This window comes from Roseburia sp. AF22-2LB (genome assembly GCF_003461125.1).
GTDB lineage: Bacteria > Bacillota > Clostridia > Lachnospirales > Lachnospiraceae > Roseburia_C > Roseburia_C amylophila.
The window spans coordinates 351,991-374,288 of the sequence record NZ_QTWM01000003.1 but is presented as its reverse complement, the minus strand read 5'-3'; the positions used below and the strand labels follow the sequence as shown (position 1 = coordinate 374,288).

Below are 22,298 nucleotides of genomic sequence, written 5' to 3'. Positions count from 1 at the left end.
CCTCCTGTTTTCTTATGTTATATATTTTCATTACACCTTTTGGTATGTAACTTCGTAAAAATGCTGCAGAGACCAAACCTGCATATTGATTGGTATTACTTCACTGCCACAGAACTCACAGTATTTCGCTCCAAGGGATGTAACCGGAGCACCGCAGTGCGGGCAGGTAAGTCCTACCCCTTTATCAGCACTGACTTTGCTCTCATCCTGGATATACATCAGTTCCATGTTGTACTTGGTCTGTTCTAACAAATCTTTTTTACCGGAAATCAGTTTTCCGTCTTTTTCTTTATAGTGAATATGCTCCACTGCACTCTGTAGTGTAATAATGCATTTACCCTTTTGTTTTTCATATCTGGCAATCTCAGTCTGATGAACACGGATACGTTCATATACCTCATTTACACCTGCTGTCTGATTCTGCTCAATTCTTGCTGCCACTTCTTCTTTAAGTGCTTCCGACAGGCTCTCTGCCCTTCCTATACTATGTGCGGAAATTGCCATCAATGACAATTTCAATGCATCTTCTGCCTTATTTTTAAACTGCACCCAGTTAAATTCCGGGAAATCCCGCTGTATCTGTGGTTCTAATAATCTTGTCATTCCGGATACGGAACATGGTGTCACAGACAGTTCCTCTTCCTGTTTCTTCCAGCCTTCCACTAAAGAATCTGTTCCAAAGAGATCCTGTGAGAATTTCCTTACTTTATTTTTCACATAGAAAACAACGCCTGCTATCACTCCCACAATGACAAGAATAATGACCAGTGGTATGATTACTTTTTCCATCTTACTCTCCCATCTTCTCCGGACAACCCAGTGACAGCCACTTTAAATATCCATTGATGAAAATATCAATATCTCCATCTAATACTGCATCTGTATTTCCCGTCTCTACGCCGGTTCTGGTATCCTTTACCATAGTATACGGCTGCAATACGTAGGAGCGTATCTGATTTCCCCAGCCAATTTCTGTGACTTCACCACGGATATCTGCTGCTTTATCTGCATTTTCCTGCTGTTTCAATAAATACAGCTTGGATTTTAACATCTGCATTGCCTTGTCTTTATTCATGTGCTGGGAACGCTCATTCTGGCAGGTTACTACAATTCCCGTCGGAAAATGGGTAATCCGGATTGCTGAAGATGTCTTATTGATATGCTGTCCACCGGCTCCGCTGGAACGGTAGGTATCAATCCTTATATCTTCATCCTTTACTTCAATATCAATGTCTTCTTCAATATCCGGCATCACATCACATGATACAAAGGAGGTCTGACGCTTTCCTGCCGCATTAAACGGTGAAATCCGCACCAGACGGTGTACGCCTTTTTCTGATTTCAGATAACCGTAAGCATTTTCTCCGTTTACCTGAAAGGTAATGGATTTGATTCCTGCTTCATCTCCATCTAAGGAATCCAGTACTTCAATGGCAAATCCTTTATCGGATGCCCATCTTGTATACATGCGGTATAGCATGGATGCCCAGTCACAGGATTCTGTTCCGCCTGCTCCTGCATGCAAGGATACAATTGCATTGTCTTTATCATATTCTCCGGATAACAGGGTTTTGATCCGAATCTTTTCAAACGCTTCTTCGTATTCCTTTATCTCTTCTTCAATCTCCGGAATCAGGGAAACATCATTCTCTTCATCTCCCATCGCAATCAGTGTTTCAATGTCAGAAAGTTTCTCTTCCAGCTGTGCACAGACTGCCACGTCATCCTTATAGCTTTTTAACTCTTTCATCTTCTGCTGGGACACTTCTGCATCATTCCAGAAATCTGGTGCTTCCATCTCCCGTTCCAATTCTTCGATTTTTTTTGACTTATCTGCTAAGTCAAAGTGAATCCCTCACTTCCTGTAGTGGAGCCTTATAGGTTCCCAATTTGTATCGGTATGCGTCCAATTCAACCACAGTATCACCAACTTTCTTATATTCTTATGATTTTCTGTATAACAAAGAATGTGCCTTGGCACATTCTCGCGCCTGCGCGGTCGCTTGCGACATCTACCTTATACGCCGCAGTGCGCATCCCCGCGGAGCGTTTTTTCTTTGCAGGAAAGCAATTTCCTGTAAAGTAAGAAAAACCACTATAAACATTATAGTGGTTTCCCGGCTTCGAATCAATTATATTTTCCTTAATATTGGTTGAAAAGTCTATTTTTCTGCTTTCCGTTTCATTTTTAAGAGCATTTCCTTATCCTCTTTGGTCACGCGATAGGATTCCCTGATTTTCTGTATCGTCTTATTGTAAGTCCAGTCATCCAGATGATTTGTCCTGAGATAGGAAAGTGTTTTATCCCGGAACTTCACAAAACACACGGACAAATTCCAGGCTACTGCCATTTTCACATAATAGGCATCCTGATGAATCTTATCCATCTCTTCTAAGACAAGGTCGATATAGTCTTCCGTAATAAAATGATCTAATAACATCACAACGCCAAACCGGATGAAAAATTCTTCATCACTGCGAAGATAAGGCAGTAAATATTCTAAAACTGCCTCCGGCTCTTTTCTGGCAATTTTTAAACTTGCACAGGTGCTGTCACATACCGACCAGTTCTTAATTTTTGGAAGAAAGGCATCAAGATACGGACGGATTCCTGTGAAATCACTTTTCACATAGCCTAAGGTCATGCCCTGCAACATGGTCTCTTCCATGGAATCATCCGATGCCTGTGAAAGGTAAGTCTGCCAGTCTCCTTTTGCTAATTCTTTTGCATAAGAACGAAGTAAGGGCAACCTTACTCCAAGCACATGTTTTTCCCCCGGAATCAATCCGGCGGAAAAGGTGCCAAAATCCGGTTCTGCCCATTCCATTAACTGCTGGCGAATCTTTTCATTTAATTCACTCATGATTTATCTCTGTTGTAATTTCTGTATTCTGTGCATTGTCATGCTCTTCCGCATCCTGATACATCCCCTTAAGTACGAGAATGGTAACTACCAAAAGAATTACTGCCACCACATAGCGAATGATAAGTTTTTTCTTCTCTTCGTTATTCATCTTCATTATTCTTCTCCGTTCAATACTTCAATGGCTTTTAATATCTGATTATCCTGAATCTCATCATAAGTACCCTCGGTATCTCCGGTGTACTCATATTCAATTTCAACATCCGGTGTAATTCCGGTTCCATGGATGTTATCACCGTTTGGTGTATAATATTTTGCTACCGTAAGCTTAATGGCACTGCCGTCCTTTAACTGCATGATATTCTGCACAATGCCTTTTCCAAAGGTTGTGGTTCCAATCAGTGTTCCATAATCAAAATCCCGGATGGCTCCTGCAAATATCTCGGATGCACTGGCGGAATTGCCATTGACTAATACTGCAATCGGCATATCAAGATAATGCTCTGCATCAGAAGTATAATCCTGACGGTTGCCATATTTATCTTCCGTATAAACAACAGTTCCTTCCGGAAGAATCATATCCAACATCTGCTGACAGGATACTACCATTCCGCCGCCATTATCACGTAAATCAATAACCAGCTTCTCCATACCCTGACCCTGTAAATCTGTAATTGCATCCGAAAACTGGGTTGGTGTATTCTCTGCAAATTCAGATACCTGTATATATCCGATATTGTTTTCTAACATTTTATAAGCTACTGTTGGAATATCTACTTTGGCACGGGACACATCAAATTCCAGATTTTCTGATTCCCCTTCTCTTTCAATTACCAGATGAACGGTGGTTCCCTCTTCGCCACGGATGTTGGTTACCAGTTCCGACAATTCCATAGAAGTGGCTTCAATATCATCTACCTTGACTATCTTATCGCCTTCTTTTAATCCTGCTTCCTGTGCCGGAGAATTATCATAAATATGGGTAACGGATACTTCCATGGTATTCTTATCCTGGGTAAGTCCTGCTCCGATTCCATAATAATTTGCATGGGTGGATATCATGATATCTTCATATTCTTCCGGGGTATAATACTCACTGTACGGGTCTCCGATCCCCTCAAACAAGCCTTTATACATTCCGTTAATCAAGTCTTCCTGATCCACATCTTCATAATAATCTGCATTAATCTGGTCTGCCAGATTATCAAGCTTATTGATGACATCCTTTGAAAGCAGATCACCATCTGATGCTGTTACCGTCTGGCTGCCTCCTGTTACGCCTTTTCCACCAATTACCACAGCACCACTGTAAATACCAATCAATAATACAATCAGCAATACCGCCATGACCGAAGCAGCACCGGTAATCGCACCACGCCAGTAAGTTCTTTTCTTTTCCTTTATTTCCTGCCTGATTGCTTCTGCTGAATTTGTCTCTTCCCTTATTTCGTCCATCTTTCTTCCTCTTTTACTATTTACTCAGATAATTCCATGGGCTTACATAGCTTCCATTTAAGGATACGCCAAAATGTAAATGATTTCCAGTAGATATACCGGTACTTCCTACCTGGGCTATCGTCTGTCCCGCCGTGACTTTATCACCGGTGGATACCAAAAGTGCCGAAGCATGCCCATATACTGTATATAGCCCGCTGCCGTGGCTGATCATTACATAGTTGCCCATTCCATTATTATAGCCTGCATAGGAAACCGTTCCATCTGCCGCCGCCACAATACTCGCACCATAGCTTGCCCCAATATCCAGTCCCTTATGATTAGAGGATGCTCCCTGGGTCGGAGATAATCGCGTTCCGTAATCACTGGTTACCCTGGTACTGCTCGGACACGGCCATACAAAAGCCCCGCCACTGTATACATCTCCGGGAGTCGTATCCGGAGTAGTTCCATTTTCCTCTGCTTCCTGTCTTCGTTTCTCTTCTTCCGCTTTTTTTCTGGCTTCCTCTGCCTGAATCTGCGCAATAATTTCATTCTGTGCATCAATCTCTGCCTGTACTGCATCTGCATCCGACTGTGCCACCGTAATGTCACTCTTTACCTTATCCAGTTCGTCTTCCTTGGCATCCATCAGAGCCTGCACGGTCTGCTGCTGGGATTCTACCTGTGCCTTCAATTCTTCCAGCTCTGTATATTCCTGTTCTAACTGTTCCTTGGCATCTGCCACGGTCTGTACACTGTTATTGTACTGCTGCAGCATATCTCTATCATATTCTGAAATCTGCCGGATATATTCTGCCTGATTCAAAAATTCTGCCATACTGCCGGATTGAAAAAATGCTTCCAGATATGACATTTTTCCACTATTTTCATACATGAACTGAATCCTTTTGCTCATAGCTTCTGCCTGGCTTGCCACATCCGCCTGGGCATCCTCTAATTCGCTCTGGGTGTCTGTAATCTCGGCACTCTTTTCCTCTAACTGTGCCTGTGTATTGGTAATTTCAAGAGAAATGCTTGTAAGCTGCTGATCTAATTCCTTTACCTTCGTCTGAATATCAGCCTTGGAATCTTTCAGCCCATCAATGACACTTTGGGCCTCCTCTAACTGCTTCTCTAAATTTTCTTTTTCCTTCTGTGCATCAGACAGGCTGCTGGCAGATATCTCCATCACCGGAGAAAGTAACATCACAGCTGTCAGTATTGCGGTTGTTACTTTTCTTCGTATCTTCATCTTATTCTCATCACCTTTTATATATTCAAAACAGGGTATCCCCGTGACTGCACCAGTACACAGGCGATACCCTTTGTCCTTATACTTTCAAATGCTTCTTAATAGTCAGCCGGCTGCCAACAAATCCAATTCCCACGCCCAACAGCAGTGAAATTGGAACCAGACTGTGAAACAGTTCTGCAACCGGAATAAAATTCATAATATTATCTAAAAAGCTGAATTTGTCCGCTACATATACTATAATCTTGCCATACATGAAGTAAAGCAGAATCAGTGGCAATGCAGAACCCAGAAGTCCAATCAGCACACCCTCTACTACAAATGGTGCCCGCACAAAAGAATCCGTAGCTCCAATCAGCTTCATAATCGCAATCTCTTCTCTTCGTACCGAGATGCCAACTGTAACGGTATTACTGATTAAGAAGATAGCAACCGCAAGCAGGATTAAGATAATGCCTCCGGAAACATACGCAATCAGTTTATTAAAATCAGACAATGTATTTGCCACCACTGCAGAATGATGCACTTCCCTTACGCCATCTAAGGACTCTAAATATGTAACCAGTGCATCCTGCATGGAAACATCTTTCATATAAATTTCATAACTGGCAGAATTAGCAAGTGGATTCTCCGCAAATCCCTCTGCAGCTTCTTCTGAACCACCAAAATATGTCTCTTTACACCTTTCCCACGCTTCATCTGCGGAAATAAATTCATAGCTGGCAACTTCCACACGCTTACTAATTTTATTACCAATCTCATCTATCTGTTCCTGCGAGATTCCCTCATTAAAGAAAACAGATACTGCAACGCCTTCCTCTGCCTCTTTTACCATTGACTGGAAGTTTTCTACAATCGAATAGAAAAGTCCAAACAAAAAGATACAGGCACACATGGTCGCAATAGATGCTACTGAAAACATTTTGTTACGCCAGATATTCTTGATACCCTGTTTTATTGAATAGAAAAACGAACTAATCCTCATCGCTGCAATCACCTTTCTCGTCACTGATAATGACGCCTTTCTTCATTGTGATTACACGTTTCTTCATTGCCTTGACAATCTCAAGATTATGTGTAACAACGACTACTGTCGTTCCCTTCTGGTTAATCTCCTCTAAGAGCTTCATGATTTCCCATGCATTATGGTTATCAAGATTACCGGTCGGCTCATCTGCCAGAAGAATCTTCGGCTGATTTACCAGTGCTCTTGCAATGGCAACCCTCTGCTGTTCTCCACCGGACAACTGTTTTGGATAAGATTTATATTTGGCAGCCAGCCCTACCATAGATAACATGGTCGGTACACTGCTTCTTATGAGCCTTGCCGGAGTACCTATTACCTTCTGGGCAAATGCTACATTCTCATATACATTTCTGTCTTTTAAAAGGCGGAAATCCTGGAACACAACACCTACATTACGACGATATTTCGGTATCTGTTTTCTCCGGATTGCATTTAAATTACGGTTGTTAATCGTAATAACCCCTTTGGTCGGCTCTAATTCTTTTAACAATAATTTAATCAGTGTTGACTTTCCGGAGCCACTGTTTCCAACGATAAAAACAAATTCCCCTTCTTCTATATTAAGACTGATATCATTTAATGCCGGTATTCCTGCCGAATATGACTTGCTTACATGTTCAAGCTTAATCATGTGTTCCTCCTAAAACTACTGCTTAGTAATCCAATGTCTCCATATATTTCATGTATTTTACTACCATTAACGCAATTTTAAATGTAATGGCATCTTCAAATACCCGAAGGTCTAAGCCTGTGCTTTTCTGCAGTTTATCCAGACGGTATACCAGTGTATTTCTGTGTATGTATAACTGTCTGGATGTTTCTGAAACGTTCAGGCTGTTTTCAAAGAATTTATTGATGGTAGTAAGTGTTTCTTCATCAAAATCATCCGGAGATTTTCCATCGAAAATCTCTTTGATAAACATTTTGCAAAGTGGAATCGGGAGCTGATAAATCAGACGTCCAATTCCCAGTGCAGAATACGCAATAATATTCTTCTCTTCAAAGAATATCTTTCCTACATCCAATGCCATTCGGGCTTCTTTATAAGAACGGGATACTTCCTTAATCTCATTTACTACGGTACCATATGCGATATAAGCCTCGCAGTCTTCATCTGCCTTGAACAGATTTAAGATAACTTCTGCCGTTTTCTCCAAATCCTCATAGGTCTCATTTTCTGCAAGTTCTTTTACCACAATGATATTTTTCTCATCTACCGCTGTCACAAAATCCTTGGACTTGCCACCAAAGATACTGCGTACTTTTTCCAGTTCATTTCCGTCCTTTTCCCGGTTGGTTTCTACAACATATACCACGCGGCGTACTTCCGTCTCAATATGAAGCTTCTTCGCACGGTTATAAATATCTACTAAAAGAAGATTATCCAGCAGCAGATTCTTGATAAAGTTGTCCTTATCAAACCGCTCCTTATATGCTACCAGAAGATTCTGAATCTGGAAACCGGCAATTTTTCCCACCATATACACATCATCACTGTCACCATTTGCCAGTAAAACATATTCTATCTGATGATCATCAAAAACTTTAAAGAACTGGCATCCCTGAATCACCTGACTGTCTGCTGGAGATTCTACAAATGCCAATGCAGGATTGATATAATTATCTGCATCCGGAAATGTGGTTGCCAATACTTTCCCCTCAGTATCGATAATGCACATATCCACTCGTGTAATCCCTTTCAAACCGTCAATTGTGTTTTGAAGTATCTGATTTGAAATCATACTTTTTTCTCCTTCTCTTATCAATATCGCCCCAGTTACTGGACAACTTTCACAAAAAATCCGCATCCTTTTGTGAAAGATAAAACTCTTTGAATCTTATTTTAATGCAAAACGTCAAAAAAATAAAGAGGAAATGTGAATATTTTTATGCTAATATTCCAAAAAACCTTCTCCCAGCACTTCCCGGGCATCCGTCACAATTACAAAAGCATTCGGGTCAAGTTCCATTACTATCTCTTTTAACTCTACAATTTCCTTTTTCGACACTGCACAAAAGAGTATGTCCTTCTCATTTCCGGAATACATTCCCTTTGCATGAATCGCCGTAACACCGCGGTTCATCCGGTGCATCAGTGCATCTGCCACTTCAGTGGCATCTTCCGTAATGATATACGCCGCCTTGGAATATTTGATACCTTCCATAATTGCATCCGATACTTCCGTTGTTATAAAAATTGCCACCACAGCATATAACGCCGGCTTTACTCCAAAGAAAAACATTCCGCTTAACACAATGATACCATCTAACACCAGCATAATCTGTGCAATGGTATATTGTTTAAGAAAACGCTGTAATAAAGTGGCTACCATATCCGTCCCTCCGGTAGAGGACTTCGTCACCAGAACCAGACCGATTCCCGCTCCGGAGATGCATCCGCCATAAATAGCTGCCAGCATATAATCATCCTGTGCTATATTCCAGTGAGGCAGTACCAGAAGCCAGAAAGACAGCATTACCATTCCATATAATGCCCGCCACAAAAATTTCTTTCCTTTTCTTCTCCATGCGCATAAAAAAACCGGAAGATTCAACGCCAGGTTCGTAAACCATAACGGAATTCCTCCGGGAATCCATTTTACTGTCAGTTGTCTGATAAGAATTGCAACTCCGCTAAATCCACCAACAACCATTCCTACCGGGTCATAGATGGACTGAATTGCTATACCCATAAGGCAGGTTCCTGCTGTCATACACAAATAATCCACTATGGCCGGTCTTTTATATCCCAGACCCATAACCATCCGTTTCCTTTAATCTTTATTATATTTGTGTAATTTGCTCTGCAGTTTCTTCTTATGAATCAATCTGCCCGCTATCTGGGATATTCTGCTGATACGGGAACGCGGTGCATAATCACTGCTCAACCCATACCATATTTTAGCATCCAGTTTGCTTTTATTTTCTGTCAAAAACTGTTCCTGTAACGGAGACGGCAGAATGGAAAAAATAACATCTGCACTGGCACTGTTAATCTCATTTACCACACTTTCAAAGTCATTGGACTTTTCCTCAATCGCACAATGACCCGCCACCTCAATCTGTTCGTATTTTCCTACAAGGAAATGCTCCAGCTGTTCTTCCTGAGCAATGGTTTCCGCCAATAAAAATACTCTCTTATGGTTACGGATAATCCGCTTGATGAATTCCCTGAAAAAATCATGATTGATTGTCTCACTGATTCGCTGGCTGGAATGAACATCTGCCGCAATCAGAATCTCCTTCTCTCCGATTACCGCAAGATCCAGCTGTTCAATGCACGCCCGTACCGTTTCATCCCGTCCTGCCAGTTCTAACATCTTCATATCTATGGTCTCTATGGTATTCATTACCGTGTTATCCAGATAGTTTTCCACCTGCATCATTGCTTCACGGACTGTATAATTGTCTACTTCTATTCCCAGTATATCGATTTTCTTTAACATCTTACACCTGTCTTATTCTGTGCATTTCCATGCGCTTTTATGCAAGTAGTATAGCAAAAGCTCCTGTTTTTTTCAACCATTGTGCAAATTTTCTGTAATTATTTTCTCCGATCGCCTTTTTACACCTTTGTAAATAAACTGACATTTTCAGACAATTTTATATGATTTTTTCAATATTGCAATGTCAATAGATTTTGTATATTTTTTTAAAAAGTTATCAACTTTATCATTTGTTCACAAAACATCTGTTCTTATTTTTTGCTATGTAAACCTATATTTTTCTCCTTTTTTCTGTGGATAATGTGTATAACTTGGTGTATAACTCCTTTTTTTCGATATTTCCACATTTTTCGATGTGGATAACTTTTTGGACTTTTTTATAATTTCCAGCACTTTTTTTCGACGTTCTTTTCTTTTTTGTGCATATTGTATATTTTCAAAAAAGAAGTGTAAAATTGTCTGATTGCAATTTACACTTCTTTTCCGTCAAATGAATTTCTTTTCCACTTTTCAAAATAGCACCTCTTCCCCATATGTATATTTACATAATATCATATTCGTTCACATAACTATTTTGATTGGGAAATTGTATGAACAATTCCTTCCATTCTTTTTTCCAAAACTGCATCTGCGTCCAGGCTTCAGGCTCTGCAGACAGCTTCGATTTCTTCTAACTCTTCCGTGGTAAATGCCGGTGCATCTACAATCTTTAAATTATCTAATATCTGCTGCGGACGGGATGCGCCAATCAGAACACTTGCTACCGTCTCATCCTTTAATATCCAGCTTAATGCCATCTGTGCCAGTGTCTGTCCACGGCGCTTTGCAATTTCATTCAGGCTCTTAATCTGCTGCATTCTTGTTTCCGTAAGGTCGGATGCATGAAGGAATCTGCCATCTCTTTTAATCCGGCTGTCCTCCGGAATTCCATCGATATACTTATCTGTCAGCATTCCCTGTGCAAGTGGAGAAAATGCGATCACACCTTTCCCCTTCTCTTTTGCAGCTTCTAGCAAGCCATTATTCTCTACCGTACGGTCAAAGATATTGTAGCGGTTCTGGTTTATCACAAACGGACACTTTAAATCTTCCAAGATTTCAGCTGCCTGTTTCATATGCACGCCATCATAATTGGATATTCCTACATATAATGCTTTTCCGCTTCTTACAATCTGGTCTAATGCCAGCATGGTTTCTTCCAATGGCGTATCCAGATCCATTCTGTGATGATAAAAAATGTCCACGTATTCAAGTCCCATACGTTTTAAGCTCTGGTCTAAGCTCGCAATCAGATACTTCCTGCTGCCATGGTCCCCATAAGGTCCCGGCCACATATCATAACCTGCTTTCGTTGTAATCAATAATTCATCGCGGTAGGCATGCAATTCTTCCCGCATGATTCTGCCAAGATTACTCTCTGCACTGCCATATTCCGGGCCATAATTATTTGCCAGGTCAAACTGTGTGACTCCATGGTCAAATGCCGTAAAACACATTGCTTTCATGTTCTCATAATTATCATTGGTTCCAAAATTATGCCAGAAACCAAGGGACAATATTGGAAACAACAATCCGCTCTTTCCTACTCTTCTGTATTTCATGGTTTCATATCTTTGTTCTGATGCTGTATATTCCATCTGTGGTAACCTGCCTTTCCTTTCATTCTATAATAATGCGCCTCCGCCACTTTATTGGCTGATTTTATTATAATTGCAGTTTTTCCAGATAAAAATAGAATATCTTTTAATAACGTATCAAATTTTTATATCTGCTTTTTTCCAAATGTCTACCTGCAGTGTGCATCCTCGCGGAACGTTTTTTACTTTACAGGAAAGCAATTTCCTGTAAAGTAAAAAAAGGACTGTTGCAACCGCAACAGTCCCTGTTTATCCTTTTCAATATTATTTCATCCTTAATTTTACCATAAACTACAAGAAACACGCTTTGCGAGTTTCTCGAGTTATCGCGGCGCTCGCCAAATCTGCATGCAAGCATGCGATTTTTCTCGCTACTCGCGTAAATCAAATCCGGACATCCTAGAAAATACGTCTTACAGAAAGAACTGGCTTATAGTCAATCGGTGATGTAAATTTGATTCCTGATGACGGTGTGCTGGCATGTACGATTGTGTTGTTACCAACATAAATTGCAACATGTCCACTGTAGCATACGATATCGCCCGGCTGCATCTGGTCTGTACCAACTTCATATCCGCAGCCTCTCATTGCTCCTGAAGAATGCGGTAATGATACTCCAAACTGTGCATACACACTCATTACAAATCCGGAACAGTCTGCTCCGTTTGTTAAGCTTGTTCCACCTGCTACATATGGATTACCAACGAACTGGCTTGCGAAGTTTGCAACTGCTGCTCCATCAGATCCGGATGGTGCATTGTATGTAGATGTACCACCAGATGTACTGGAGGATGAGCTGCTGCTCTTAGAAGATTTTTCTGCTGCTTTCTTTGCGGCTTCTTCTGCTGCTTTTCTTTCAGCCTCTTCTTTTGCAAGTCTTGCGGCTTCTTCTTCTTTGGATTCTGCCTGAACGAATTCAGTAGATAATGTTACATAATCAGCGGATACATATCCCTCGCCCTCTTCGATGGAAACTTTTACCCATCCATCTACAGACTCATCTGTAACTGTCAAATCATCCAGTCCTGCAACCATTCCAAGTTTCTTAGAATCGGTAGAAGGCTCTGTTCTCACAAATAAAGTAACTGCATCTTCATTTACAGTTGCTACACGACGTCCGACGGAACGGGCCAGTTCTTCGTTGCCGACTACTACATATTCACTCTTAACATAACCGGTAACGGTACCAGAAGTAATCTGATACCATCCATCTACGGTCTGCTGGACGGTTGCTGCTGAATTATTATAAAGCTTACCAAGCACCTCACTGTCTTCTGATGCTTCGCTTCTGATATTTACATAGTTATCAACCTGTGCAATTGCCACATTTGCGAACGGATCTTCTTCTGCCGGCTGTGCCTCTTCTGCTGTATCCTGCTGTGCTGCATCCCCTTCTGTAACAACAGGTGTGTCATTATTCTGTGCAGTTGCCACATTCGCCTTTGCTACAAGTTCACTGCTTGCCATATAATTGCTGAATGTCAGAGAAAAACCTGCTACTAATGTGTCATTGGAAGCCCCCACTTCCATTGCTGAAGTAACACCTGCGACTGGTGCTGCATATGTTGTTGCATTGCTTCCAGTGACTAATAATGCGCTTGCGAGTCCGCAGGCTGTTAATCTTAACGCTTTCTTATACATAAAAACCTCCAAACCTAACGATTTGTTACAAATTTATTACATTTATTACAGAGTCATTATAGCGCAGCTAACCTGTCATGTCAACCTAAAATTCCCGCTTTTTTTACAACATTCTTTCCTTTCTTTTACGAAATCATTCCATCACTTTCCATAGAAGCAATGGCATTGGCGCCATCTGCTACTGCCGTTACGACCTGGCGCAGCTGCTTGGTTCTGACATCCCCCACTGCATATATGCCAGGCACACTGCTCCTTCCATCCTCTCCGGCTTTGATATATCCTGTATCATCCAATGCCAGATGCGGTATTACTTTTACGGTATTCGGCACCATTCCCACAGCAACAAAAATGCCATTTACCGGAAGCATTTTTTCTTCCTGTGTCTTCTTATTTAATATTTTGATTTTCTCTACCATTCCTTCACCGCAGATTTCCTCTACTACGGTATCATATAAAATTTCAATTTTTTCATTTGTCTGCACCTGCTCCGCTAACACTTTTGCGCCACGGAAACTGTCTCTCCGGTGAATGAGGTATACTTTTTCACAACCTCTTGCCAAAAAGAGTGCATCCTCTAACGCGACATCACCACCGCCTGCCACCGCAACAGTCCGATTCCGGAAAAATGCTCCATCGCAGGTAGCACAATATGAAACTCCCATACCGGTAAGTCTTTCCTCCCCCGGTACCCCAAGCTTCCTGTAAGATGCTCCTGATGCAATGATTACTGCTTTTGCTTCGTACTGGTTCTGATTGGTTGTTACTAGCTTCTTTTCCTGCTTATCTTCTACCGATACGACCTGTTCTTTTACAAAAGTCACGCCGCTCTTTTGGGCATGCTCCCGCATCTTCTGTGCCAGTTCAAATCCCCCCACTCCTGGCAGTCCCGGATAGTTGTCCACTTCACTGGTATTGACAATCTGACCTCCGCTCATTGGCTTTTCTTCTATTATAAGTGTATCAAATTTTGCTCTTCCTGCATAAATTGCCGCCGACAGCCCTGCAGGACCGCTTCCTATTATAATCACATCATACATGTTGTGGCTCCTCCATTTCTTCAGTAGGATAAGTATACCACCTTTTCCAAAATATATGAATGTTTCCTTGCTTTTTCTAATCTGCCATGCCATAATGAAAGTACATATCAAAGCAGAAAGGATGTGACTGATATGGATATTGCAGCATTAAACAATACTGCTTTAAGCGCACTCAACAGTGCCTCTACTCCAACCAGCGAAGCGATTGGAGTTGCAATGCTGAGTAACCAGCTGGATGTCAGTCAGAGTATGAGTGACAGCCTGATTCGTGCCATGGAATTGTCTGTAAATCCTGCTGTTGGCGGGAACTTTGATGTCTCCGTTTAAATCCACTGTATGGTTTTGCAAGACAATACATTGCAACGCAAAAGACCGGAACCTTTTTCTTCCTTCAGGGAGACTTTAAGATTTCCGGTCTTTTTCTATGTTTCCTTGTCCTATTTCATTGCGATTGCTTCGATTTCAAGCATAACGTCTTTTGGCAGACGTGCTACTTCTACGCAGCTTCTTGCCGGGAAATCGGTGGTAAAGAATGTCTTATAAACCTCATTAATTGCTGCGAAATCATTCATCTCTTTGATGAACACCGTCGTCTTAACCACTTTGTCCATATTTGTGCCTGCTGCTTCTAAAAGATTGGAAAGATTGGTCAGTGCCTGTTTTGCCTGTGCTACAGAGCCTTCCGGAATCTCGCCGGTTGCCGGTACAACGGGAATAATACCAGAAGTATATACCATTCCATTTACTTCAATTGCCTGTGAATATGGTCCGATTGCTGCCGGTGCTTTTTCTGTTGCGATTACTTTCTTCATGTCTCGTTCCTTCTTTCTTTATTTAAATAATAACTATTCGCGGTGCTCGCCAAATCTGCATGCAAACATGCAGTTTTTCTGGCTGCTCGCGTAAATTAACTGTTTTTACGGATTGCATGCTCGCTGAGAGTTATCTTTCTCTCCTTATAGAGTCTGCCTACAGCACGCTTGAATGCTGCCTTGCTGAGTCCGGTTTCCCTCATGATTACTTCCGGTGATGCCTTTTCTGTAAATGGCAGTACGCCGGCATAGGAATCTATCACTTCCATTACCTTCTGTGCATCGCTGTCCATCTGAAGGTAAGCTTTTTCCCGAAGGGTAATATCCAGCTTGCCATCCGGTTTTACATTGACTACTCTGGCAGCAATTACATCCCCTATCCGAAGATGGCTGCTGTCCTCATGCTTGGAAATCATTGCAGAATATTTATCATCCACCGCTGCAAAGGTTCCAAAATTATCACTGAATTCATAGATTCTTGCTTCTACTTCATCCCCGGCTTTATATGGAGAATCTTTGCTTAAAAGGTCATAAAGATTCTTCATGCTGGCGCAGAGTCTGCGGCTCTTATCAATATATAAAGTTACCATGACTTCATCCCCGGCATTTACCCTGCGGGTCATCTCCTTATAGGGAAGGAATAAATCCTTTTCCAGTCCCCAGTCTAAAAATGCTCCTATTTTACCAACTTCCAATACCGGAAGCACTGCAAGCTTTCCCAGTACCAATTTCGGTTCATGGGTGGTTGCAATCAGACGGTCTTTGGAATCCCGGTATAAAAAGATTTCTACTTTATCTCCAATGCAAAGTCCCTCCGGCACCTGTTTTGCCGGCAAAAGCACTCTGGTCTCATCCTCCGGATTTTCTGCCAGATACATTCCAAATTCAACTTTCTTTACTGCTGTTAGTTCCTGTTTTTCTCCAAGATTCATATTTTCCTGCTTTCTATTGTTCAAATTCTACAATGGCATATGGTTTCTGCTCTTCATCCGCCAGTGATACCAGATACATTTTATCATCTGCATATACAAATGGGAATACCTTGTCTCCTAATACTGCTGCTTTCCGGTATTCTGCCCGCATTTTATGGATATTAAAATTCTCAGGCAGATAATTCTTTGCCATGGCAATATACTGTTCATTATTTACATGATGATTGGTATCAATCTGCTCCGGGCGAATCTGAAAGCTTTCCTTTTCCTGCATTTTCTCCGGAAGTTTTATCTTTCTGTCCGCATAGTCCATTTTGAAAGGCTCTTCCATCTGATATTCTTCTAACATCTTATCAGAAATCCGTGCCGGTCTTTCCCTCTTTAAATCCATAAAAATCCACTGGGAATCCGCATAAGCACAGATTTTTCCCTCAGCATCCTCTATGGTAAAATTACGATAACCATAAAAACCTTTAAAGTTATATGGCCAGGTCTTTACTGTTATTTTTTCTCCAAGAACCGGCAGCCGTTCTACCACAATCTGCCAGGATGCCAAAAACCATGCCTGTGCATGCTCCTTCAAATAGTCCACGCCAATTCCAAGATCCTCTGACTGGAATATACAACAATCCTGCAGATAATTAGTCAATGCCTGAAATGTCATCTTCTGTCCGCTGTCTGCTTCACTATATCTTACTCTGCTTTTCATGGAATACATAGATGTGTCCTCCTTGTAAATGCCTGGCTATTAAAAAGAATGTGCCCGGGCACATTCTCGTGCCTGCGGCGGCCGCTTGCGGCATCTACCTTATACGCCGCAGCGCGCATCCTCGCGGATCGTTTTTTTACTTTACAGGAAAGCAATTTCCTGTAAAGTAAAAAAACACCACGCTGCTGTGGTGTTTTCATGAGCAGGGCTACAAGGATTCGAACCTTGAAATGACGGAGTCAGAGTCCGTTGCCTTACCGTTTGGCGATAGCCCTTTGTTGTGTCAACAATGGGTATTCTACATGAAAACATTCCATTCGTCAAGCACTTTTTCGATTTTTTTTCGATTTTTTGCAAAAAGTTTTTACAGGTCATCAAAAAACTTTGATTGTACCGTTCAAATCTGCAAATTCAATGGTCTCTTCCCACATCAGCTTTGCCTTTCCACTGGTGGAATCCGTAAGTTTCTTTTCTAATTCCAGACACTGTTCTAACGGTACTGCTGCATCCAGTTCCACACCTTCTGCATATTCGATATCCATAATCGTAACGCCCTGTTCTGCCAGAAGATACTGTATCTTGCCAAGTCCTGTATAATCCGTACTTATCTTAAGACGCTTTCCCGGTCTCTTTTCAATGATGGTACAATTCTTTAAGCCCTCCTGTACAGCACCCTGATAAGCACGCACCAGTCCACCGGTTCCCAGAAGTGTTCCACCAAAATACCGGGTTACTACTACCACTACATCCCGGATGCCCTCCCGTAAAAGTACGTCTAACATCGGACGGCCTGCTGTGCCGGAAGGTTCTCCGTCATCCGAGCAGCGGGTCAGCTCCTGATTTCTTCCTATTATAAATGCGGAGCAGTTATGTCTTGCATCCCAGTATTTTTTCTTCATAGTATTGATATATGCTACCGCTTCCTCTTCTGTGGTAACTGGTGCAATATTTGCAATAAACCGCGATTTTTTCTCTTCAATCTCACCACTGCCGCCTTCATATATTACTTTTCCGTTTGAAACTTCTGACATATTGCATTGCTCCTGCCTCTTTTTTCGTTTCCTTATTGTAGCATGATTTCCATTTTTCCTGCAAGGAAACCTTAAGAATTTCTTATCAAAACCTTGCGTTTTTACTTTTTTCTTTATTATATGGTATCTTTTTGCTATAATAAGAAAATAATGTTATTAATCCAAAGGAGGCACATTATGAATTATGGAAAGAAGAGTACCGCCAGGAAGGAAAAAGAGCTCACTTCCAAAGGTACTATGGTCCGTAAGAAGTTTTCCGTAATTTTCTGCAAGACTCTACTGATCTGCTTTTTCTTAGCAGCTGTCGTTGGTATTTGTGCAGGAATCGGAATCTTCAAAGGAATCATTGATTCTGCACCAGATATAGATGATATTGATGCAAGTCCTACCGGACAGCTCTCTACCGTTCTTGACGATGAGGGTAATGAAATTGCCACTCTGGTTACTTCCGGTACAAATCGTGACCCGGTAACCATTGATAAGATGCCGATTAATCTTCAGCATGCATTCGTAGCCATCGAAGATGAACGTTTTTACGATCACAACGGAATTGATATCAAAGGAATCATCCGTGCCGGCTTCAAAGGCATTGCATCCGGTTTTCATTTTAATCAGGGAGCCAGCACAATTACACAGCAGCTTCTGAAAAACAACGTCTTCACCGATTGGACAAGCGAAGACAGTATGGCTGACAAGTTTGAGCGTAAAATACAGGAACAGTATCTGGCTGTACAGCTTGAAAAAAGAGAATCCAAGAACTGGATTCTGGAAAATTACTTAAACACCATTAACCTTGGTCAGAATACCCTTGGTGTCCAGGCTGCATCCAAACGATATTTTAACAAAGATGTATCTGACTTAACACTTTCTGAGTGTGCAGTAATTGCAGCGATTACCAAGAGTCCGACAAAGTATAATCCGATTACTAACCCGGACAACAACGCATCCCGTCGTAAAGATGTCTTAGACAATATGTTAGACCAAGGTTATATTTCGCAGGAAGAACACGACGAAGCATTAGCAGATAATGTCTACGACCGTATTCAGATTGTAGATAACAGCACTTCTTCTACTGCAAATGTCAACTCCTACTTTGTGGATACCCTTACCGACCAAGTAATGGATGACTTAATCAATGAATTAGGTTATACCGAGACACAGGCTTTCAATGCACTCTATGGTGGTGGTCTTACCATTTACTCCACCCAGAATGCTAATCTCCAGCAGATTTGTGATGAGGAAGTCAATAACTTAGATAACTACAACGGTCAGGTGGAATATTCTTTCTCCTATCGTCTTTCCATCCAGAAAGCCGATGGTACACTGCAGAATTACAGTGAACAGACCATGCTCACCTACTATCGTGAAAAAACCGGTAATAACAGCTACAACATCAACTTCAGTTCCAAAGAAGATGCCCAGGCTGCCATTGACCAGTATAAAGCAGATATTATGGAAGAGGGAGATACCATCCGGGGCAGCGGCGAATCCGTTACCTTTACGATTCAGCCACAGGCTTCCCTTACGCTGATGGATCAGGCTACCGGTGAAGTGAAAGCATTAGTTGGTGGCCGTGGTGATAAAACCGCAAACAAAACCTTAAACCGGGCTTCTGATACCACCAGACAGCCGGGTTCCACCTTCAAGATTTTAGCTGCTTATGCACCTGCTCTTGACAGTGGTGGAATGACCTTAGCTTCTGTAGAAGATGATGCTCCTTATTCTTATACCAATGGACGTTCTCTTCGTAACTACGATGGCCAGTATCGTGGATTTACTACTTTAAGAGAAGCAATCTGCCACTCCATCAATATTGTAACCGTTAAGACCCTCACTGATATCAGTACCGATTTAGGTTACAGTTACTTGCAGAGCTTCGGATTTACCACCTTAGATGCTGAACACGATAATAATCAGGCTCTCTGCCTTGGAGGTATCTATAAAGGTGTTACCAACTTAGAATTAACTGCCGCCTATGCGACCGTTGCAAATGGCGGTACTTATACCAAACCAAGATTCTATACCAAGATTTTAGACCATGACGGAAATGTTTTAATTGACAATACTCCGCAGACCCATACTGTATTAAAGGACACCACTGCATGGCTCTTAACCAATGCCATGGAAGATGTTGTTACCTCCGGTACCGGTACAATCGTTAACTTCGGTTCTATGCCGATTGCCGGTAAAACAGGTACTACAACCTCTGACCGCGATGCTCTTTTCGTAGGATACACACCATATTATACCTGTGGTGTATGGGGCGGATATGATGATAACAGCGAACTTTCCAGCACCAGATATCCAAAGTTAATCTGGAAAGCAGTTATGTCCCGTGTTCATGAAAATCTGGAATATAAAGACTTTACTATGCCAAGCGGAATCACTTCTGCTGTCGTATGTAAGAAATCCGGAAAACTTGCCGTAGAAGGTTTATGTGACTGTGATCCGCGTGGCAGCATGGTTGAAACAGAATATTTTGCAACCGGCACAGTTCCAACAGAAGTATGTGACCATCATGTCAGCGCAACAATCTGTACTTCCTCCGGAATGCTTGCAAATGAATATTGTCCGAACGAAACAAGACAGACTGGTATCTATATCGTTGGCGGTTCTGAAGGTACGGATGATTCTCCATATCTTATGACAGATGAATTATCCAACAGCACCTGTAACGTACACACTTCAAGTTCCGTTACACAGCCTTCCACACCATCTACTAATACAACAGATACTTCTAATCCAACCAGTGGAAGTCTTACCGGTGGTGGGGATAATACTACACCAGATCATGGTAATACCGGAACCGGAAGCAGTACAAATACCGGTGGTGATACAGGAACCGGTGGTGGCACAGGAACCGGCGGCAGTACAGGAACCAGTGGTGGTGCAGGAACCGGCAGTGGCACAGGAACCGGCAGTGGCACAGGAACCGGTGGTGGTACAGGAACCGGCGGTGGAAGTTCCGGTACCGGCTCTGATGGAAACACTACGAATTAACCAAATCATTATTCTATAATCAGACACCTATAGAAGCTGCCAAAGGCAGCTTCTATTTTTTCTATCTGATACCGGGCACAGACAACAACAAAAGCCCTGACATACGCCAGGACTTTCGTTGTTGATGTATATACTACTAAGGGGATTAGATAATTACTAACCTAATCACAATTAGATTAGTACATGATTAGTGAAGTTCTCTTGTTACAAAATCCGGGTAAGCTGACTCTAAGCCATGCTCAGTAGAATCCAGACCTTCTAACTCTTCTTCTTTTGATACTCTAAGACCAATTGTCTTCTTTAATACGATAAATACAATGCTCATGGTTACAATTACCCAGCCTGCGATACATACGACACCAAGTGCCTGAATAGCCAGATGATGAACTCCGCCACCATAGAAGAGGCCATCTGTATAATCGAAGAGACCTACCATCAATGTTCCAAAAAGACCACAGGCACCGTGTACGGATACAGCGCCAACCGGGTCATCTACTTTTAATTTGTCTTCTACAAAGTATACTGACATGGTACAAAGGATACCAGCTAAACCACCGATAACGAATGCACCTACTGCATCAACATTTGCACATCCTGCTGTAATTGCTACCAGACCTGCCAGGGAACCATTTAAAGACATGGACACATCCGGTTTACCATTCTTAATCCAGGTATAAATCATTGCTGTAACAGTTGCTGCTGCCGGTGCAATGGTTGTTGTTGCAAAAATCTGTGAAAGCTGTAAGGTATCAGTTGCTGCTGCACCATTAAATCCATACCAGCCAAACCAGAGAATAAATACTCCCAAAGCACCAATCAAAATGTTGTGGCCCATAATAGGTCTTGATTTACCATCTTTGTCATATTTACCAATACGAGGTCCTAATAAAGCGGCTCCGATAAATGCGGTAATTCCACCTACCATATGAATACATGCAGAACCTGCGAAATCTGTAAATCCAAGGTCTGTAAGCCATGGAGTTCCGCCCCATACCCAGTGTGCTTCTACCGGATATACAATCAGGCTGATTACAAAACTGTAAATACAATATGTAATGAATTTGGTACGCTCTGCCATTGCTCCAGATACAATTGTTGCAGCTGTTGCACAGAATACCAGGTTAAATACGAAATTGGACCAGTCTGTTGTTCCAAAATTCTTCAATGGGTTTAAGCCCCATCCTACAAATTTTCCATCACCACAAAGAATATTATATCCTAATAAATAAAATGCAACGGTACCAATACAGAAGTCCATCAGGTTCTTCATTGTAATATTACCTGTATTTTTTGATCTGGTAAAACCAGCCTCTACCATTGCAAATCCACATTGCATAAAAAATACTAACGCTGCTCCCATCAGGAACCAAACACTCATATCCATAATCATTTCCTCCTTTACCAAAATAAATATTAAAGTAAAAAAAATAGAGATATCAAACAAGGCTCTCTCCTTGTCTGCTTATCTCCTTC

Annotated in this window: 21 protein-coding genes and 1 tRNA gene; 2 read left to right on the top strand and 20 right to left on the bottom strand. The window is 41.7% G+C overall.

The genetic code is table 11. The features are described 5' to 3' along the window. Positions 1-30: 30 nt before the first annotated feature. The 14 genes from DWX96_RS07145 to trxB form a co-directional block, all read right to left on the bottom strand. Complete coding sequence (locus tag DWX96_RS07145) at positions 31-789, bottom strand: TIM44-like domain-containing protein (protein ID WP_117696722.1); 759 nt, start codon at positions 787-789, stop codon at positions 31-33. 1 nt (position 790) lies between these two features. Next, positions 791-1,919, bottom strand: a protein-coding gene (gene prfB, locus DWX96_RS07140) for a peptide chain release factor 2 (protein WP_117696719.1) whose coding sequence is annotated in 2 segments (ribosomal slippage) — positions 791-1,843 and positions 1,845-1,919 — 1,128 coding nt in all. Because the reading frame shifts where the segments join, the coding sequence is not laid out codon by codon here. Between the two features lie 243 nt (positions 1,920-2,162). After that, a complete protein-coding gene (locus DWX96_RS07135; protein WP_117842238.1) occupies positions 2,163-2,864 on the bottom strand; it encodes a DNA alkylation repair protein in 702 nt (233 codons plus the stop codon). Further along, the gene (locus tag DWX96_RS14255) at positions 2,857-3,021 is read right to left on the bottom strand and encodes a hypothetical protein (protein WP_022243557.1); all 165 of its coding nucleotides are present in this window, start codon (positions 3,019-3,021) and stop codon (positions 2,857-2,859) included. The genes DWX96_RS07135 and DWX96_RS14255 overlap by 8 nt, the downstream gene beginning before the upstream one ends. Next, on the bottom strand, positions 3,021-4,319 hold the full coding sequence (locus DWX96_RS07130) for a S41 family peptidase (RefSeq protein WP_118057113.1): 1,299 nt from the start codon (positions 4,317-4,319) through the stop codon (positions 3,021-3,023). Before DWX96_RS07130 ends, DWX96_RS14255 begins: the two co-directional genes overlap by 1 nt. A gap of 16 nt (positions 4,320-4,335) precedes the next feature. After that, complete coding sequence (locus DWX96_RS07125) at positions 4,336-5,553, bottom strand: murein hydrolase activator EnvC family protein (RefSeq protein WP_118057112.1); 1,218 nt, start codon at positions 5,551-5,553, stop codon at positions 4,336-4,338. Between the two features lie 79 nt (positions 5,554-5,632). Further along, entirely contained in the window at positions 5,633-6,538 is a 906-nt protein-coding gene (ftsX, locus tag DWX96_RS07120; RefSeq protein ID WP_117842235.1) for a permease-like cell division protein FtsX, read from the bottom strand. After that, positions 6,528-7,211, bottom strand: coding sequence for a cell division ATP-binding protein FtsE (ftsE, locus tag DWX96_RS07115; RefSeq protein WP_022243561.1), 684 nt, complete (start codon positions 7,209-7,211; stop codon positions 6,528-6,530). The genes ftsX and ftsE overlap by 11 nt, the downstream gene beginning before the upstream one ends. Before the next feature lie 22 nt (positions 7,212-7,233). Next, the gene (locus DWX96_RS07110) at positions 7,234-8,322 is read right to left on the bottom strand and encodes a PucR family transcriptional regulator (RefSeq protein ID WP_117696702.1); all 1,089 of its coding nucleotides are present in this window, start codon (positions 8,320-8,322) and stop codon (positions 7,234-7,236) included. Positions 8,323-8,472: 150 nt separating this feature from the next. Beyond that, on the bottom strand, positions 8,473-9,294 hold the full coding sequence (locus DWX96_RS07105; RefSeq protein WP_330416158.1) for a YitT family protein: 822 nt from the start codon (positions 9,292-9,294) through the stop codon (positions 8,473-8,475). A gap of 60 nt (positions 9,295-9,354) precedes the next feature. Further along, on the bottom strand, positions 9,355-10,026 hold the full coding sequence (locus DWX96_RS07100) for a WecB/TagA/CpsF family glycosyltransferase (protein ID WP_118057111.1): 672 nt from the start codon (positions 10,024-10,026) through the stop codon (positions 9,355-9,357). A gap of 641 nt (positions 10,027-10,667) precedes the next feature. Continuing rightward, positions 10,668-11,663, bottom strand: coding sequence for an aldo/keto reductase (locus tag DWX96_RS07095; RefSeq protein WP_118057110.1), 996 nt, complete (start codon positions 11,661-11,663; stop codon positions 10,668-10,670). A 399-nt stretch (positions 11,664-12,062) separates the two neighbouring features. After that, positions 12,063-13,304 (bottom strand): C40 family peptidase, encoded by a 1,242-nt coding sequence (locus tag DWX96_RS07090; protein WP_118057109.1) that lies wholly within the window; start codon positions 13,302-13,304, stop codon positions 12,063-12,065. A gap of 125 nt (positions 13,305-13,429) precedes the next feature. Further along, positions 13,430-14,434 carry a thioredoxin-disulfide reductase gene (gene trxB / locus DWX96_RS07085; protein WP_117947724.1) on the bottom strand — a complete coding sequence of 335 codons (1,005 nt, stop codon included), beginning with the start codon at positions 14,432-14,434 and terminating at the stop codon, positions 13,430-13,432. Positions 14,435-14,473: 39 nt separating this feature from the next. On the opposite strand from trxB, the gene DWX96_RS07080 reads away from it, so the two are divergent. Further along, complete coding sequence (locus DWX96_RS07080; RefSeq protein WP_022243568.1) at positions 14,474-14,668, top strand: YjfB family protein; 195 nt, start codon at positions 14,474-14,476, stop codon at positions 14,666-14,668. A gap of 110 nt (positions 14,669-14,778) precedes the next feature. Here the strand turns inward: DWX96_RS07080 and DWX96_RS07075 are convergent, their stop codons facing one another. From DWX96_RS07075 to DWX96_RS07055, 5 genes are all read right to left on the bottom strand, one after another. Further along, positions 14,779-15,153 (bottom strand): RidA family protein, encoded by a 375-nt coding sequence (locus DWX96_RS07075; protein WP_022243569.1) that lies wholly within the window; start codon positions 15,151-15,153, stop codon positions 14,779-14,781. A 95-nt stretch (positions 15,154-15,248) separates the two neighbouring features. Next, complete coding sequence (locus DWX96_RS07070) at positions 15,249-16,085, bottom strand: CvfB family protein (protein WP_118057108.1); 837 nt, start codon at positions 16,083-16,085, stop codon at positions 15,249-15,251. 13 nt (positions 16,086-16,098) lie between these two features. After that, positions 16,099-16,803 carry an acyl-[acyl-carrier-protein] thioesterase gene (locus tag DWX96_RS07065; RefSeq protein ID WP_118057107.1) on the bottom strand — a complete coding sequence of 235 codons (705 nt, stop codon included), beginning with the start codon at positions 16,801-16,803 and terminating at the stop codon, positions 16,099-16,101. Between the two features lie 194 nt (positions 16,804-16,997). After that, positions 16,998-17,069 (bottom strand) — tRNA-Gln (locus DWX96_RS07060). Between the two features lie 99 nt (positions 17,070-17,168). Continuing rightward, a complete protein-coding gene (locus DWX96_RS07055) occupies positions 17,169-17,825 on the bottom strand; it encodes a YigZ family protein (RefSeq protein ID WP_117842226.1) in 657 nt (218 codons plus the stop codon). A 177-nt stretch (positions 17,826-18,002) separates the two neighbouring features. Between DWX96_RS07055 and DWX96_RS07050 the strand changes: the two genes are divergently transcribed. Next, on the top strand, positions 18,003-20,825 hold the full coding sequence (locus tag DWX96_RS07050; protein WP_118057106.1) for a transglycosylase domain-containing protein: 2,823 nt from the start codon (positions 18,003-18,005) through the stop codon (positions 20,823-20,825). 187 nt (positions 20,826-21,012) lie between these two features. Here DWX96_RS07050 and DWX96_RS07045 read toward each other — a convergent pair whose 3' ends face one another. Further along, positions 21,013-22,209 carry an ammonium transporter gene (locus tag DWX96_RS07045; protein WP_117947749.1) on the bottom strand — a complete coding sequence of 399 codons (1,197 nt, stop codon included), beginning with the start codon at positions 22,207-22,209 and terminating at the stop codon, positions 21,013-21,015. Positions 22,210-22,298: the final 89 nt, after the last annotated feature.

What these genes read in the sequence shown, in the direction of transcription:
- DWX96_RS07145 (WP_117696722.1), bottom strand. Translation starts at nt 789, where the DNA reads ATGGAAAAAGTAATCATACCACTGGTCATTATTCTTGTCATTGTGGGA.
- DWX96_RS07135 (WP_117842238.1), bottom strand. Translation starts at nt 2,864, where the DNA reads ATGAGTGAATTAAATGAAAAGATTCGCCAGCAGTTAATGGAATGGGCA.
- DWX96_RS14255 (WP_022243557.1), bottom strand. Translation starts at nt 3,021, where the DNA reads ATGAAGATGAATAACGAAGAGAAGAAAAAACTTATCATTCGCTATGTG.
- DWX96_RS07130 (WP_118057113.1), bottom strand. Translation starts at nt 4,319, where the DNA reads ATGGACGAAATAAGGGAAGAGACAAATTCAGCAGAAGCAATCAGGCAG.
- DWX96_RS07125 (WP_118057112.1), bottom strand. Translation starts at nt 5,553, where the DNA reads ATGAAGATACGAAGAAAAGTAACAACCGCAATACTGACAGCTGTGATG.
- ftsX (WP_117842235.1), bottom strand. Translation starts at nt 6,538, where the DNA reads ATGAGGATTAGTTCGTTTTTCTATTCAATAAAACAGGGTATCAAGAAT.
- ftsE (WP_022243561.1), bottom strand. Translation starts at nt 7,211, where the DNA reads ATGATTAAGCTTGAACATGTAAGCAAGTCATATTCGGCAGGAATACCG.
- DWX96_RS07110 (WP_117696702.1), bottom strand. Translation starts at nt 8,322, where the DNA reads ATGATTTCAAATCAGATACTTCAAAACACAATTGACGGTTTGAAAGGG.
- DWX96_RS07105 (WP_330416158.1), bottom strand. Translation starts at nt 9,294, where the DNA reads ATGACAGCAGGAACCTGCCTTATGGGTATAGCAATTCAGTCCATCTAT.
- DWX96_RS07100 (WP_118057111.1), bottom strand. Translation starts at nt 10,026, where the DNA reads ATGTTAAAGAAAATCGATATACTGGGAATAGAAGTAGACAATTATACA.
- DWX96_RS07095 (WP_118057110.1), bottom strand. Translation starts at nt 11,663, where the DNA reads ATGGAATATACAGCATCAGAACAAAGATATGAAACCATGAAATACAGA.
- DWX96_RS07090 (WP_118057109.1), bottom strand. Translation starts at nt 13,304, where the DNA reads ATGTATAAGAAAGCGTTAAGATTAACAGCCTGCGGACTCGCAAGCGCA.
- trxB (WP_117947724.1), bottom strand. Translation starts at nt 14,434, where the DNA reads ATGGCATGGCAGATTAGAAAAAGCAAGGAAACATTCATATATTTTGGA.
- DWX96_RS07080 (WP_022243568.1), top strand. Translation starts at nt 14,474, where the DNA reads ATGGATATTGCAGCATTAAACAATACTGCTTTAAGCGCACTCAACAGT.
- DWX96_RS07075 (WP_022243569.1), bottom strand. Translation starts at nt 15,153, where the DNA reads ATGAAGAAAGTAATCGCAACAGAAAAAGCACCGGCAGCAATCGGACCA.
- DWX96_RS07070 (WP_118057108.1), bottom strand. Translation starts at nt 16,085, where the DNA reads ATGAATCTTGGAGAAAAACAGGAACTAACAGCAGTAAAGAAAGTTGAA.
- DWX96_RS07065 (WP_118057107.1), bottom strand. Translation starts at nt 16,803, where the DNA reads ATGTATTCCATGAAAAGCAGAGTAAGATATAGTGAAGCAGACAGCGGA.
- DWX96_RS07055 (WP_117842226.1), bottom strand. Translation starts at nt 17,825, where the DNA reads ATGTCAGAAGTTTCAAACGGAAAAGTAATATATGAAGGCGGCAGTGGT.
- DWX96_RS07050 (WP_118057106.1), top strand. Translation starts at nt 18,003, where the DNA reads ATGAATTATGGAAAGAAGAGTACCGCCAGGAAGGAAAAAGAGCTCACT.
- DWX96_RS07045 (WP_117947749.1), bottom strand. Translation starts at nt 22,209, where the DNA reads ATGGATATGAGTGTTTGGTTCCTGATGGGAGCAGCGTTAGTATTTTTT.